General features: G+C 72.6%; 12 protein-coding genes and 2 tRNA genes. 10 read left to right on the plus strand and 4 right to left on the minus strand.

The genetic code is table 11. The features are described 5' to 3' along the window. Window positions 1-59 precede the first annotated feature (59 nt). Together ACIRRH_RS03825 and ACIRRH_RS03830 are read left to right on the plus strand one after the other, a co-directional pair. Window positions 60-1,445, plus strand: a complete 1,386-nt coding sequence (locus ACIRRH_RS03825; RefSeq protein ID WP_403061314.1) for a S8 family serine peptidase — start codon at window positions 60-62, stop codon at window positions 1,443-1,445. 147 nt (window positions 1,446-1,592) lie between these two features. Continuing rightward, entirely contained in the window at window positions 1,593-2,936 is a 1,344-nt protein-coding gene (locus ACIRRH_RS03830) for an MFS transporter (protein WP_403061316.1), read from the plus strand. Between the two features lie 12 nt (window positions 2,937-2,948). Here the strand turns inward: ACIRRH_RS03830 and ACIRRH_RS03835 are convergent, their stop codons facing one another. Further along, a complete protein-coding gene (locus ACIRRH_RS03835; protein WP_403061319.1) occupies window positions 2,949-3,545 on the minus strand; it encodes a flavodoxin family protein in 597 nt (198 codons plus the stop codon). A gap of 156 nt (window positions 3,546-3,701) precedes the next feature. Between ACIRRH_RS03835 and ACIRRH_RS03840 the strand changes: the two genes are divergently transcribed. From ACIRRH_RS03840 to ACIRRH_RS03860, 5 genes are all read left to right on the plus strand, one after another. Further along, the gene (locus ACIRRH_RS03840) at window positions 3,702-4,136 is read left to right on the plus strand and encodes a winged helix-turn-helix transcriptional regulator (RefSeq protein ID WP_403061322.1); all 435 of its coding nucleotides are present in this window, start codon (window positions 3,702-3,704) and stop codon (window positions 4,134-4,136) included. A 98-nt stretch (window positions 4,137-4,234) separates the two neighbouring features. Further along, window positions 4,235-4,310, plus strand: a tRNA-Thr gene (locus tag ACIRRH_RS03845). Between the two features lie 170 nt (window positions 4,311-4,480). Continuing rightward, on the plus strand, window positions 4,481-5,149 hold the full coding sequence (locus ACIRRH_RS03850; protein ID WP_403061324.1) for a LuxR C-terminal-related transcriptional regulator: 669 nt from the start codon (window positions 4,481-4,483) through the stop codon (window positions 5,147-5,149). 219 nt (window positions 5,150-5,368) lie between these two features. Further along, complete coding sequence (gene galE, locus ACIRRH_RS03855) at window positions 5,369-6,331, plus strand: UDP-glucose 4-epimerase GalE (protein WP_403061327.1); 963 nt, start codon at window positions 5,369-5,371, stop codon at window positions 6,329-6,331. 335 nt (window positions 6,332-6,666) lie between these two features. Next, window positions 6,667-7,695, plus strand: a complete 1,029-nt coding sequence (locus ACIRRH_RS03860; RefSeq protein ID WP_403061330.1) for a LuxR C-terminal-related transcriptional regulator — start codon at window positions 6,667-6,669, stop codon at window positions 7,693-7,695. Window positions 7,696-7,830: 135 nt separating this feature from the next. On the opposite strand, the gene ACIRRH_RS03865 is transcribed toward ACIRRH_RS03860, so the two are convergent. Beyond that, on the minus strand, window positions 7,831-8,328 hold the full coding sequence (locus ACIRRH_RS03865; RefSeq protein WP_387749532.1) for a MarR family winged helix-turn-helix transcriptional regulator: 498 nt from the start codon (window positions 8,326-8,328) through the stop codon (window positions 7,831-7,833). Window positions 8,329-8,438: 110 nt separating this feature from the next. Between ACIRRH_RS03865 and ACIRRH_RS03870 the strand changes: the two genes are divergently transcribed. After that, complete coding sequence (locus ACIRRH_RS03870; protein ID WP_403061333.1) at window positions 8,439-9,236, plus strand: methyltransferase domain-containing protein; 798 nt, start codon at window positions 8,439-8,441, stop codon at window positions 9,234-9,236. A gap of 37 nt (window positions 9,237-9,273) precedes the next feature. On the opposite strand, the gene ACIRRH_RS03875 is transcribed toward ACIRRH_RS03870, so the two are convergent. Both ACIRRH_RS03875 and ACIRRH_RS03880 read right to left on the minus strand, forming a co-directional pair. Beyond that, entirely contained in the window at window positions 9,274-9,876 is a 603-nt protein-coding gene (locus ACIRRH_RS03875) for a TetR/AcrR family transcriptional regulator (RefSeq protein WP_224285115.1), read from the minus strand. A 206-nt stretch (window positions 9,877-10,082) separates the two neighbouring features. After that, window positions 10,083-11,141, minus strand: coding sequence for an acyl-CoA desaturase (locus tag ACIRRH_RS03880; RefSeq protein WP_403061336.1), 1,059 nt, complete (start codon window positions 11,139-11,141; stop codon window positions 10,083-10,085). 249 nt (window positions 11,142-11,390) lie between these two features. On the opposite strand from ACIRRH_RS03880, the gene ACIRRH_RS03885 reads away from it, so the two are divergent. Both ACIRRH_RS03885 and glmU read left to right on the plus strand, forming a co-directional pair. Further along, window positions 11,391-11,461, plus strand: a tRNA-Gln gene (locus ACIRRH_RS03885). Window positions 11,462-11,604: 143 nt separating this feature from the next. Further along, window positions 11,605-13,059: a bifunctional UDP-N-acetylglucosamine diphosphorylase/glucosamine-1-phosphate N-acetyltransferase GlmU gene (gene glmU, locus ACIRRH_RS03890; protein ID WP_403061339.1), complete on the plus strand. Its 1,455-nt coding sequence runs from the start codon at window positions 11,605-11,607 to the stop codon at window positions 13,057-13,059. Window positions 13,060-13,071: the final 12 nt, after the last annotated feature.

Genomic DNA, 13,071 nt, shown 5'->3' on the forward strand with positions numbered 1-13,071 from the left:
CGGGCAGGCTTGTTCGGGGCGCGCTTCCCGGTCGACGGAGAGATTGACGAGGAGTTGTGATGGGGCGGACGAACGCGCGAGCGCGTTGGCGGGCTGCTGCTGCGGCACTTCTGGCGGCGGGAATCGTGGTCGGCCCGGTCGCAGCGCCCGCGGTCGCCGAGGACACGATTCGGCAGCAGCAGTGGCATCTGGAGGCGATGCACGCCTCGGAGATGTGGAAGGTCACCAAGGGACAGGGCATCACTGTCGCGGTCATCGACAGCGGGTTCAAACTGGATCACCCTGACCTGGAGGGGCAATTCCTGCCGGGCAAGGACTTCAGTGGGAGCCCCGGTGGTGTGGGGTCCTTCGCGGACGGCCACGGCACGAGTATGTCCAGCCTCATCGCTGGGACCGGCAAGGGGAACGCGGGGACCGGCGCACTGGGTCTGGCTCCTGGCGTCAAGATCCTCCCGCTGAAGATCAACTCTGGAAAGGTCGGGTCGCTCGTTTCGACCGACTTCCTGGATCAGATCGGGCAGGCCGTCAATTACGCCGTTGACCAAGGCGCAAAGGTTATCAGTATTTCGCAAGGGATTGACGCGGTAACGGCTCTCCCGGCAGATGTGGCGAAATTTAGCGGGGTCATCGCGGCGGCCAGAGGGAAGGGAGTTTTGGTATTTGCTGCGGTCGGGAACGAAGCTGAGAAGGGGAATCCGATCGAGTATCCTGGCGCGCTCCCCGGGGTGGTCGGCGTCGGAGCTTCGGATCGAAACGGAACTGTTACGGCAGAGTCCGAACGGGGCCCGCAAGTCGTACTTGTAGCGCCTGGGATGGACATGATCGCGGCTTGCACATCGTCTACGGGCTATTGCAAGGGTCACGGTACGTCGGACTCGACCGCCGTGGTGTCGGCCTCGGCGGCATTGGTGTGGGCGGCGCATCCGGACTGGACGGGGAACCAGGTCCTGCGGGTGCTCATCAATACTGCGGGGAAGGCGAATGAAGGCGCCGCCCGCAACGATCTCATCGGTTACGGGGCAGTGCGGCCGCGAATCGCTCTGACGGATCCGGGCGATCCGGGCCCTGCGAACGTGTCGCCGCTTCCGGCCGATGCGGCTACGCCGTCGGTGGCTCCGCCGAGTGCACCTGCTTCCGCGTCGGCGGTGCCGGCCCCGGTTGAGAGTCCGACCGATGTGGCGGTTGGCGTGCCGTCTGCGCAGCCGAAGGCGGAGAAGACGTCGGGTTCCAGCAGCACTCTGCCGATCGTGGGGGGTGTGGCGGCCGGGCTGGTGCTGGTGGCGGGCGTGGTGTTCGCCGTGCTGAGGCGGCGGAGGCCGGCCGCGCAGCCCGAGGTGGCCCAGGTCCCGCCGGTGCCGTCGCAGCAGTCGATGGGGGCGGTGCCTCCGCCTCCGCCGTCGTACCAGCCGCCGGTGCCGCCGGAGGACAACCCGTACGCGAGGTAGGCGCGTACGCGAGTCGATGACATGTGTGAGGGCGTCAGGGGAACCTGGCGCCCTCGCGCATGTCGGGGGCGTGGGGCGGCGGGTGTGCGCCGCGGTCACTCGGGTGGGGGCTGGTGAGGGTGGGGCGGGGTGGTGAGGGTTGGTGGTATGGATGCGGAGGGTGCTTGGCAGGTCGGGCAGGTCGGGCAGGTGCGGCGGGCGGCGGCTGCGGCGCTGATCGGGACGGCGATCGAGTTCTACGACTTCTTCATTTACGGGACGGCGGCCGCGTTGGTGTTCGGGCCGGTGTTCTTTCCCGGGCTGGGCACGGTGGGGGCGCTGTTGGCGGCGTTCTCGGTGTACGCGGTGGCGTTCCTGGCCCGGCCGGTGGGGGCGGTGGTGTTCGGGCACTTCGGGGACCGGGTGGGGCGGAAGGCGACGCTGGTGGTGTCGTTGCTGCTGATGGGGCTGGCGACGGCGGCGGTGGGGCTGTTGCCGGGGTTCGGGGTGTGGGGGTGGTGGGCGCCGGCGGCGCTGGTGGTGCTGCGGGTGTGTCAGGGCGTCGGGTTGGGCGGCGAGTGGGGCGGGGCGGCGCTGCTGATCGCGGAGAACGCGCCGCCCGGGCGGCGGGGGCGGTACGGGGGGTTCCTGCAGCTGGGGCCGACGATCGGGTTCGTGCTGGCGAACGGGGTGTTCCTGGCGCTTCAACTCGGCCTGGACGAAGGGGCGTTCCGTGCGTGGGGCTGGCGGGTGCCGTTCCTGGCCTCGTTCGTCATGGTCGTGGTGGGGCTGTTCGTCCGGCTGCGGGTCGAGGAGTCGCTGCTGTTCCGGACGGAGGAGCGCCGGGATCGGCTGCCGGTGCTGGAGGTGCTGCGCGAGCACTGGCGCCCGGTGTTGGCGGGCAGCGGGGCGATCACCGTGGGGTACGCGCTGTTCTACCTGACCACGACGTACGCGCTGGCGTACGCGACCACCGGGCTCGGGGTGGCGAGCACGGTGGTGCTGTCGATGCTGCTGGCCGGCGCGGTGGGCATGGCCGTGACGGTGTGGCTGAGCGCCTCGCACAGTGACCGGTGGGGGCGGCGGCGGACCCTGGGGTGGGCGACGGGCCTGGCCGCGGTCTGGTCGCTGGTGTTGTTCCCACTGCTGGAGACGGTGAGCCGTCCGCTCATGTTCGGTGCGCTGGCGGGGGCGATGGTGGTGCTGGGCTGCCTGTTCGGGCCGCTGGCGGCGTTCCTGCCGGAGCTGTTCCCGACCCGGGTGCGCTACACGGGCGCGGCGCTGACGTACAACCTGGGCGGGGTGGTCGGCGGGGCGACGACGCCGTTGGTGGCCACCCGGCTGACCGGGGCGTACGGGACGGCGCAGCCGGTGGGCTGGTACCTGGCGGTGCTGGGTGTGCTGGCCCTGGCGTGCCTGCGGATGCTGCCGGAGAACACCGGTGCGGAGCTCGGGTCGGTGGACGGCGGACGCCGCCGGGCGCCCCGGCTGGGGGCGGACCCGGCGGCGTAGGTGTGCGGGGGTTCAGCCCGCCAGTGCGGCGCGGCCGGCGAGCACGACGGCGGTGTGCCGGGCGACGCGCTCGCCCAGGTGCTCGGCGGTGGCGATGTCGGCCTTGTGGACGGCCTCCGGGCCGGCGTCGGACGGGGACGAGGCGGCGGCACCGTTGAAGAAGCCGAGCCGGTTGAGGTCGTTCTCGGAGGCGGTGGTGGCGTTCCAGCCGGGCTTGAGGCCGAGGTTGACCCAGCTCATGCCGTGCTGGGCGGCGAGGGTCTGGAAGAAAGCGAGGGTGCTCGCCTTGTCGCCGCTCTTGGACGCGGAGTTGGTGAAGCCGGCCGCGACCTTGTCCTTCCAGGCGTCGGTGAACCAGCGCTTGCTGGTGGCCTCGGCGAAGACGTGGAAGGCGCCGGAGGCGGTGCCCATGTAGGTGGGGGAGCCGAAGACGATCGCGTCGGCGGCGTCCAGCTGGGCCCACTGCTCCTCGGTGATGGTGTCGACGGCGATCAGGACGACCTCGGCACCTGCGGCGGCGGCGCCACGGGCGACGGCCTCGGCTATCACGGCGGTGTGGCCGTAGCCGGAGTGGTAGGCGAGGGCGACGGTCGGACGGATGGCGGTCATGCGGGACTCCAGGGGGACGGGCGCGGGCCGGCGGGCAGGGGTCGGGACGGGGCAGGCACGCCGCGGTGGTCCGCGGCCTCGATCGGTCTCCAATATAGACTAGGTCTCTATTGGTTACCAAGGCTGGATTGGAGACCTCGGGGCTACCCTGGATCCATGACGACGGAGGAAGCGGCCCGGGTCCGGGCCGGACAGCCCGCGGAGCGGGAAGTGCGCGACGGGCAGGAGTGCGACGTGTTCGCCCGGCTCTGTCCCAGCCGCGACGTGTTCGCCGAGCTGGCCGACAAGTGGTCGATGCTGATCCTGATGAGCCTCCTCGGGTGCGGGCCGCAGCGCTTCTCCGAACTCCAGCGCGGGGTCGGCGGGGTCAGCCGCAAGATGCTCACCCAGTCCCTGCGCAACCTGGAACGCAGCGGCCTGGTGCTCCGTACGGTCTTTCCGGAGACGCCGCCGCGGGTGGTCTACGACCTGCTGCCGCTCGGCCGTGAGCTGGCCGAGCTGCTCGCGCCGGTCGGCCGGTGGACGGAGCACCGCGCCGGCCGGATGATGGCGGCCCGCGAGGAGTTCGACGCGGCGCACGCCGAGGGCTGAGAGCGTGGGAGCGGGCGGGGTGGGGGCCGATTTCCCTTCCGGGCCTGCAGCCGTGTAATGTCTTCCTTGTTCGACCGGCCCGGTGAAAAGCCTGGCAAGCCCCTATAGCTCAGTCGGTAGAGCGTCTCCATGGTAAGGAGAAGGTCTGCGGTTCGATTCCGCATGGGGGCTCCATCGAAAGACCCTCGCCTCACGGCGAGGGTCTTTCGCGTTCCCCGGCCGGTTCCGTACCGCCGACACGCCACGGCCTAGCGGGTCGGGTACGGAATGCGCTGTGATGGTGCGTCATCGGCCGCCTGCCCGAGGGGTGCAGGCGCGAGCCGGACCCCGACCGGGAGGGCGTCATGGGTGTTCGACTCGTGGTGGTGGACGACCACCGGCTGCTGGCCGAGGCACTGGCCACCGCACTTCAGCTGCGCGGCCACCGGGTACTCGCGGTCGGTTCCCCGGCCGGCGTCGCCGCCGACCTGGTGGTCGGACGGCGGCCCGAGGTGTGTCTGCTGGGGGTGGCGGCGCCGGGGGAGGCGGGCGCCTTCGACGGGCTGCGCCGGATTCGTCGCGAGCGCCCCGAGGTGGCCGTGATCGTGCTCGGCCCGGTGGGCGAACTGCACGGAGTGGCAGGGGCGTTCGCGGCCGGCGCGGCCGGGTACGTGCCCAGCGACGAGCGGATCGAGGTGGTCGAGCGGGCCATCGGGCGGGCGCGCGCTGGTGAGGCCGCGGTCGCGGTGGACATCCTGCGCGGGGCCTTCGACCAACTGCTGCGCCCCGCGGCCGAGCCGGACGACGAGGCCGTGCGGTTGCTGCGGCTGCTGACCCGCCGTGAGGTGCAGGTGCTGGCCCGGATCGCGGACGGCGAGGACACCGCGGCGATCGCCGCCGGGATGCGGATCGCCGCCAGCACCGCCCGGACGCACGTCCAGCGGGTGCTGATGAAGCTTGGCGCGCGGACCCGCCTGGAGGCGGCGGCGGTGGCGGCGCGCACCGGTCTGCTGGAGCGGATGGCCGGGGGCTGAGGGGCCGGCGGACGGACAGGCCCGACGGACGGGGCCGGTGGACAGAACCTGTGGAGGCCCCGGGGTAGCGCCGGGTGTCCGACGGCTGAGGGCCAGGCGAGAAGGCCGGAAGCCGTGGTCCGGAGCACCCCAATGGGATTGGGAGAATGACCAGTCGTACGCATTCCGTCGATGGCTTCCGCCCGACCGGGCGGACCGTCGTTCGCTGGAGGTCGCAACATGAGTAAGTACCTGGTCACGGGTGGCGCCGGCTACGTCGGCAGTGTGGTCGCCGCCCACCTGCTGGAGGCGGGGCACCAGGTGACCGTCCTGGATGATCTCTCCACCGGTTTCCGCGAGGGTGTCCCGGCCGGTGCCGAGTTCGTCGAGGGCCGGATCCAGCAGGCCGACAAGGTGCTGGACGGTTCCTTCGACGGCGTGCTGCACTTCGCCGCCTCCTCGCAGGTCGGCGAGTCGGTCACGGACCCGGAGAAGTACTGGCGCAACAACGTGGCCGGCTCGCTGGAGCTGATCAGCGCGATGCGCGCGGCGGGCGTGCGCAAGCTGGTCTTCTCCTCCACCGCCGCCACGTACGGCGAGCCGGAGGCCGTGCCGATCGCCGAGACCGCCCGTACCGCGCCGACCAACACCTACGGCGCCACCAAGCTCGCGGTGGACCACCTGATCACCAGTGAGGCCGTCGCGCACGGCCTGGCCGCCGTCTCGCTGCGCTACTTCAACGTGGCCGGTGCGTACGGTGCGTACGGTGAGCGGCACGACCCCGAGTCGCACCTGATCCCGCTGGTCTTCCAGGCCGCGCTGGGGCAGCGTCCGCACATCGCGGTGTACGGCGACGACTACCCGACCCCGGACGGCACCTGCATCCGCGACTACATCCACGTCGCCGACCTGGCCGAGGCGCACCTGCTGGCGCTGGACGCGGCCAAGCCGGGCGAGCACCTGATCTGCAACCTGGGCAACGGCAGCGGCTTCTCCGTGCGCGAGGTGATCGAGTCGGTCAAGCGCGTCACCGGCCGGGAGATCCCGGTGCAGGTCGCCGGCCGCCGGGCCGGTGACCCGGCGGTGCTGGTGGCCTCGGCCACCCGTGCCCACGAGACGCTGGGCTGGACCCCGCGCCGTCCGAACCTGGACGAGATCGTTGCCGACGCCTGGACGTTCACCCTGGCGAAGAACGGCCGGTGAGCAACGGCCGGTGAGCAACGGCCGCCGAGGAAGGGCCGGTTGGGGAGCGGTAGGCCCGACCGCCCGTGGCGTCGCTCCCGGAACCTCCGGGAGCGACGCCCTCGGCGAGCGGTCAGGCGGTTCAAGTCCCGTCACTCACGCATCTTCTGACGAAACTTCACCGAATCGCCACGAGCGCGTTTCCCGCCCCGTAGGCTGAGTGCGGTACCGGTGGGGGCCGGCGCCCTTTCGGCCTCACCGGCCGCCGGTGGGCGGGCGGAGCGGAGGGTCCGGAACGCGGATGCCGGACCGGTCCCCGCCCCCGGGCTCGGGCGGTGTGAGCAGGGGGAGGGACGATGGGGCGGATTCGCGTCCTGGTGGTCGACGACCACCGGATCTTCGCCGAGGCGCTGGCGGCGGCGCTGGCCGCCGAGCCGGACGTGGAGGTGGGGGCGGCCGGCAGCGCCGCCGCCGCCGAGCGGGCCTTGGAGCGTGCGGCCGGCGAGGGTCGCGCCTACGACGTGGCACTGATCGACGCCGACCTCGGCGCCGAGGCGGCCGGTCCGGCCGGAGCGTTCGGAGCAGCCGGCACGGCCGGATTACCCGGCGGGCCCGGAGTCGCCGGTCCGCACGGAGTGCCGGGAGTGCCGGGAGCAGGCGGAGCGCACGCCCGCCGTCGTCCCGGTGCGGAGCACTCCGAGGAGGCCCGGCGCGGCCGCGCCGCCACGCCCGTGCCGCAGCCGCGCCGGCCGGCCGTACCGCCGGGGGCGCCGGTTCCGTTGTCGGGCGGGCCGCCGCCCGGCGTCCGGCCTGTGGTGGACCCGCTGCGCGGCGACCAGCTCAGATCCGCCGCCCCGCCGCCCGACGGCATCACCCTGCTGGCCCGGCTCCGCCGCACCCACCCCGGGCTGCGCGCCATCGTCCTGGCCACCGCCGACGATCCGCACCGCGCCGCCCGTGCCCTGCACGCGGGCGCCACCGGCTGGGTGGCCAAGGAGAGTTCGCTGGCCCGGCTGCTCGCGGTGATCCGGGGCGTGCTGCGGGACGAGACGCACCTGCCGCCCGCGCTGCTCACCGGGGTGATCCGCGAGCTCACCACCGCCCGGCGGGACCGCACCGAGAGCGAGCGGCTGGTGGACACCCTCACCCCGCGGGAGAAGCAGATCCTGCGCTGCATGGTCGCGGGCCTCGGCCGGCAGGCCGTCGCGGAGCGGCTCTACCTGTCGCCGCACACCGTCCGGACGCACATGCAGAACGTGCTGGGCAAGCTCGGGGTGCACTCCACGCTGGCGGCCGTCGCGGTCGCCCGCCGGGCCGGGGTCAGCCCCGCGGAGCCGGCCGCGCCTCCGCCGCCCTCGGTGGTCGGCACCGTCGACCGGCCCTGAGGCGGAACCCGAGTCCGAGCCCGCGCCCGAGTCCGCGCCCGAGTCCAAGCCCGAGTCCGCGCCCGAGTCCAAGCCCGAGTCCGCGCCCGAGTCCAAGCCCGAGCCCGAGTCCGCGCGCAGGCCCGGGAGCCGTCGTCAGCCCGGGATGTTGTCGAACGGGGCGACCAGCAGCCGCAGCAGCGCGGCGAGTTCGGTCTGCTGGCCGGAGGTGAGCTGGGCGAGCAGTTCGCGCTCGTGCGCGAGCAGCCCGGCGAGCGCCTGGTCGGCGCGGTCGCGGCCGTCGTCGGTGAGCCGGACCAGCACGCCGCGCCGGTCGTCCGGGTCGGGCAGGCGCTTGACCAGGCCCTTGCCCGTGAGCCGGTCGATCCGGTTGGTCATGGTGCCGGAGGTGACCAGGGTCTGGGTGAGCAGCTGGCCGGGGGAGAGCTGGTACGGGGAGCCGGCCCGCCGCAGGGCGGTCAGGACGTCGAACTCCCAGGGCTCCAGGCCGTGCTCGGCGAAGGCGGCACGGCGGGCGCGGTCCAGGTGCCGGGCGAGCCGGCTGACCCGGCTGAGCACCTCCAGCGGCTCCACGTCGAGGTCGGGGCGCTCCCGGCGCCACGCTGCGACCAGCCTGTCGACCTCGTCCTCCATGACGATCAGTGTATCGGTGGATGTGTCGATGTGAAGTCTCTTGACATCGAGAAATGTGCCAGCGAGGCTAACCGGGATATCTTGATGTCGAGATACTTTCGAGGTGGACCATGACCACTCCCGTCTGGGACCCGGCGCAGTACCTGCGCTTCGCCGACGAACGCACCCGCCCGCTGCGCGACCTGCTCGCCCGTGTCCCCGCCCTCCCGCACCCCGGTGCCGAGGTGATCCTGGACATCGGCTGCGGCCCCGGCAACTCCACCGCCGTACTGCGCGAGCGGTGGCCGCACGCCCGTCTCACCGGCGTCGACAACTCCGCCCCGATGCTGGCCACCGCCCGCACCGAGGGCGAGCCGGACGCCGAGTACCTGCTCGCCGACGCCCGTGACTACGACCCGGCCCCGGCCGGGCCAGACCTGATCGTCTCCAACGCCACCCTCCAGTGGGTGGACGGGCACCTGGCGCTGCTGCCGCGCTGGGCGGACGCCCTCGAACCCGGCGGGGTGCTCGCCTTCCAGGTGCCGGGCAACTTCGAGGCCCCCAGCCACACCCTGCTCGCCGACCTGCGCCGCAGTGCCCGCTGGCGGGACGCGCTCGGCGAGGAGGCCGTCCGGGCCGGCGTGCACCAGCCCGAGCGCTACCTCGACGCCCTGGCCGCCGCCGGCTGCCTCCCGGACGTCTGGGAGACCACCTACCGCACCCTGCTGCCGGGGCCGGACCCGGTCCTGGAGTGGGTCAAGGGCACCGCGCTGCGCCCGGTCCTCACCCGGCTCACCGACCCGGCCGACCGGGCCGCCTTCCTCGCGGAGTACGGGCGGCTGCTGCGCGAGGCCTACCCGGCCGGGCCGCACGGGACGGTGTTCCCGTTCCGGCGGATCTTCGCCGTGGGGACCAAACGGGCGGACTGAGCCGGCCGGGGTGGGGCAACCGGTTCGGTCCGGCCGGTCAGCCCTTGCGCTCGCCGACCAGCTTCGGGTGCCGCTCCAGGCCCTCCAGGCCGTGCCAGGCGAGGTTCACCAGGTGCGCCGCCACCGTCGCCTTGTCCGGCTTGCGGACCTCCAGCCACCACTGCCCGGTCAGCGCGACCATCCCGACCAGCATCTGCGAGTACATCGGGGCCAGCCGGGCGTCGAAGCCGCGGGACTTGAACTCCAGACCCAGGATGTCCTCGACCTGCGTGGCGATGTCGCTGATCAGCGAGGCGAAGGTGCCGGTCGACTGGGCCACCGGGGAGTCCCGGACCAGGATCCGGAAGCCGTCCGTCGAGGTGTCGATGTAGTCCATCAGCGCGAAGGCCGCCTGCTCCAGCAGCTCGCGCGAGTGCCCGCCGGTCAGTGCCCCGGTCACCATGTCCAGCAGGAGCTGCATCTCGCGGTCGACGACCACCGCGTACAGCCCCTCCTTGCCGCCGAAGTGCTCGTACACCACGGGCTTCGACACCCCGGCGCGCTCGGCGATCTCCTCCACCGAGGTGCCGTCGTAGCCGCGCTCCGCGAAGACCGTCCGGCCGATCTCCAGCAGCTGCTCGCGCCGCTGCTTGCCGGTCATCCGGACCCGGCCGCCCCGGCGGCGCGGGGCCGAGCCGCCTCCGGCGCCCCGGTCCGGACCTCCGCCGGCGGTGCCGGCCGCCGGTGCAGCGGCCCGCGGACGGGCCGACGCCGTGGCGGGCGCGGCGTCCGTCCGCGTGCTGTGGTGACCGCCTGTGCTGTCTGCGCTGCTCCCGTTCACCCCTACATCATGCTGGAAGTGCCGCCTCATGCGGCGCGGCGGGCGGCGATCCGTTGTGCGTCCGGCCAGCGGACGTCCCGGACCCAGCCGGCCAGCTCGAACCAGCGGATCAGTCGGGCCGAGGAGTCGATCTGCCCGCGCAGCACCCCGTGCCGGGCCGCGGTCGGGTCGGCGTGGTGCAGGTTGTGCCAGGACTCCCCGCAGGAGAGCACGGCGAGCCACCAGACGTTGCCGGAGCGGTCCCGGGAGCGGAACGGGCGCCGGCCGACGGCGTGGCAGATCGAGTTGATCGACCAGGTGACGTGGTGCAGCAGCGCCACCCGGACCAGCGAGCCCCAGAAGAAGGCGGACAGCGCGCCCTCCCAGGACAGGCTCACCAGGCCGCCGATCAGCGCGGGCAGCAGCAGCGAGAGGGTGGTCCAGAGCCAGAACAGCCGGGAGATCCGCCTTATCGCCGGGTCGCGCACGAGGTCCGGGGCGTACTTGAGCTGCGGGGTCTGTTCCTCGTCGAACATCCAGCCCATGTGGGCCCACCACAGGCCCTTCATCAGCGCCGGGACGCTCTCCCCGTAGCGCCACGGCGAGTGCGGGTCGCCGTCCTTGTCGCTGAACCGGTGGTGCTTGCGGTGGTCGGCCACCCAGCGCACCAGCGGGCCCTCGACCGCGAGGCTCCCGGCGATCGCCAGGGCCAGGCGCATCGTCCGGTGGGCCTTGAACGCGCCGTGGGTGAAGTAGCGGTGGTAGCCGACGGTGATGCCGTGGCAGGTGAGGAAGTACATGGCGACGGTGATCGCGAGGTCCGTCCAGCCCAGCCCCCACCCCCAGGCCACCGGGACGGCGGCCACCAGGGCGGCGAACGGCACGAGGATGAACAGGGAGAGCGCGATCCGCTCGGCCAGGCCCTGCTTCTCCCCGCCGCGGGTGGCGGACAGCCGGGTGGTCGAGGTGTCGGCGGGGCCGGGGGTCTCGACGGTCTCGACGGCCTGGGCGGTCTCGGTGGGATCGTCGGGGTCGGAGTCGGAGTCGGGAGACGGAGTGCGGGACGCGGCGTTCCCCGCGCGCGCCTCGCCTGCCTGGATGGTCATGGGCGTCCCTTTGCGGCGTCCCGGAAACGGGAGAGGAGCGGAGCTACGGTGGCGTAACCTACGGCATCGTAGGTTGCGCTCCGCGGCCAGCGGAACACTCCGCCGCGCGGCGCTTGAGTGAATTCACCCGACTGGATGGATGAACCGCGGGTCGGACGGGTTCGGTCGCCGAAGGCGGAATCCGGGCCGCGGATCGGTGCAAGTCGATACCCACGGCAGGGCCCTCTCGGGTAGGGTCTGACACGACTGTCCGCCGTGGTGTAATGGCAGCACAGGGCCCTTTGGAGGCCTTTGTCTGGGTTCGAATCCTAGCGGCGGAGCCTCTTCACGCCTCGGGTTCGGGCGTTTTCCACCGCGCCGGTATTGTCGGTGCTGCTCGGCGGACTGTGCGAATGGCGACCGGCCTGGGTCCGGGCCGGGCCTGCTCTGCCCTCTCTGTGAACCTACCGAGGAGCCTCCCCGCATGGGTGCCAATTCGCTTGCCGCCGTTGTCGTGCTCGCCGCTGGTGGCGGGACCCGGATGAAGTCGAACAAGCTGCCCAAGGTCCTGCACGAGGTGTGCGGACGCTCGCTGGTGGGTCACGCGGTCTCGGCGGCCCGGGAGCTGGCGCCGGGTGAGCTGGTCGTGGTGGTCGGCCACCAGCGCGAGCAGGTCGTGGCGCACCTGGCGGAGCATTACCCGGCCACGCGCACCGCGGTGCAGGAGGAGCAGAACGGCACCGGCCACGCGGTGCGCACGGCGCTGGAGTCGCTGACCGCCGACGGCCTGGTGCTGGACGGCACGGTGATCGTCACCGCCGGCGACTCGCCGCTGCTGACCGGGGAGACCCTGCGCCGACTGGCCGACGCCCACACGGCCCAGCAGAACGGCGTCACCGTGCTGACCGCCGTCGTCCCGGAGCCCTTCGGCTACGGCCGCATCCTGCGGGACGAGGACGGCACCGTCGCCGCGATCGTCGAGGAGCGGGACGCCAGCGCCACCCAGCGGGCGATCGCCGAGATCAACTCCGGCGTCTTCGCCTTCGACGCCAAGCTGCTCACCGAGGCGCTGGGCGAGCTCACCACGGACAACTCGCAGGGCGAGGAGTACCTGACCGACACCCTGGAGATCCTGCGCAAGGCGGGCCACCGGGTCGGCGCCGTGGTGGCCGAGGACCACCGGGACATCCTGGGCATCAACGACCGGGTCCAGCTGGCGCAGGCCCGCCGGCTGCTGAACGACCGCCTGCTGGAGCGGGCGATGCGCGAGGGCGTCACCGTGGTGGACCCGGCGACCACCTGGTTCGACGTGCAGGTCAGCTACGAGCCGGACGTCGTGGTGCTGCCGAACACCCAGCTCCAGGGCGCCACGCACCTGGGCGAGGGCTGCGAGGTGGGCCCGAACTCGACCCTGAAGGACACCACGGTCGGCGTCGGCGCCCGGGTGAGCAACACCACGGCCGACGGTGCCGAGGTGGGCGAGCTGGCCACCGTCGGCCCGTACGCCTACCTGCGGCCGGGCGCCCGGCTGGCCCGCAAGGCGAAGGTCGGCACCTACGTCGAGGTGAAGAACTCCGAGCTGGGCGAGGGCGCCAAGGTGCCGCACCTGTCCTACATCGGCGACGCCACCATCGGCGAGGGCACCAACGTCGGCGCGGCCTCGGTCACCGTGAACTACGACGGCGTGAACAAGCACCGCACGGTCATCGGCGCGCACTGCCGTACCGGCTCGGACAACATGTTCATCGCCCCGGTCACCGTCGGTGACGGCGCCTACACCGGCGCCGGCTCGGTGATCACCAACGACGTCCCGGCCGGGGCGCTCGGTGTGAACCGGGCCACGCAGCGCAACATCGAGGGCTGGGTCGAGCGCAAGCGCCCCGGCACGGTATCCGCGCAGGCCGCGAAGGCGGCGACGGACGGGGCCGAGCAGGCCTGAGCGGGCGGGCCG

It is taken from the genome of Kitasatospora sp. NPDC101235, assembly GCF_044767505.1.
Taxonomy (GTDB): domain Bacteria; phylum Actinomycetota; class Actinomycetes; order Streptomycetales; family Streptomycetaceae; genus Kitasatospora.

Bases quoted from the DNA above. Each gene is read 5' to 3' on its own strand.
- ACIRRH_RS03825 (WP_403061314.1), top strand. From the start codon at position 60: ATGGGGCGGACGAACGCGCGAGCGCGTTGGCGGGCTGCTGCTGCGGCA.
- ACIRRH_RS03830 (WP_403061316.1), top strand. From the start codon at position 1,593: ATGGATGCGGAGGGTGCTTGGCAGGTCGGGCAGGTCGGGCAGGTGCGG.
- ACIRRH_RS03835 (WP_403061319.1), bottom strand. From the start codon at position 3,545: ATGACCGCCATCCGTCCGACCGTCGCCCTCGCCTACCACTCCGGCTAC.
- ACIRRH_RS03840 (WP_403061322.1), top strand. From the start codon at position 3,702: ATGACGACGGAGGAAGCGGCCCGGGTCCGGGCCGGACAGCCCGCGGAG.
- ACIRRH_RS03850 (WP_403061324.1), top strand. From the start codon at position 4,481: ATGGGTGTTCGACTCGTGGTGGTGGACGACCACCGGCTGCTGGCCGAG.
- galE (WP_403061327.1), top strand. From the start codon at position 5,369: ATGAGTAAGTACCTGGTCACGGGTGGCGCCGGCTACGTCGGCAGTGTG.
- ACIRRH_RS03860 (WP_403061330.1), top strand. From the start codon at position 6,667: ATGGGGCGGATTCGCGTCCTGGTGGTCGACGACCACCGGATCTTCGCC.
- ACIRRH_RS03865 (WP_387749532.1), bottom strand. From the start codon at position 8,328: ATGGAGGACGAGGTCGACAGGCTGGTCGCAGCGTGGCGCCGGGAGCGC.
- ACIRRH_RS03870 (WP_403061333.1), top strand. From the start codon at position 8,439: ATGACCACTCCCGTCTGGGACCCGGCGCAGTACCTGCGCTTCGCCGAC.
- ACIRRH_RS03875 (WP_224285115.1), bottom strand. From the start codon at position 9,876: ATGACCGGCAAGCAGCGGCGCGAGCAGCTGCTGGAGATCGGCCGGACG.
- ACIRRH_RS03880 (WP_403061336.1), bottom strand. From the start codon at position 11,141: ATGACCATCCAGGCAGGCGAGGCGCGCGCGGGGAACGCCGCGTCCCGC.
- glmU (WP_403061339.1), top strand. From the start codon at position 11,605: ATGGGTGCCAATTCGCTTGCCGCCGTTGTCGTGCTCGCCGCTGGTGGC.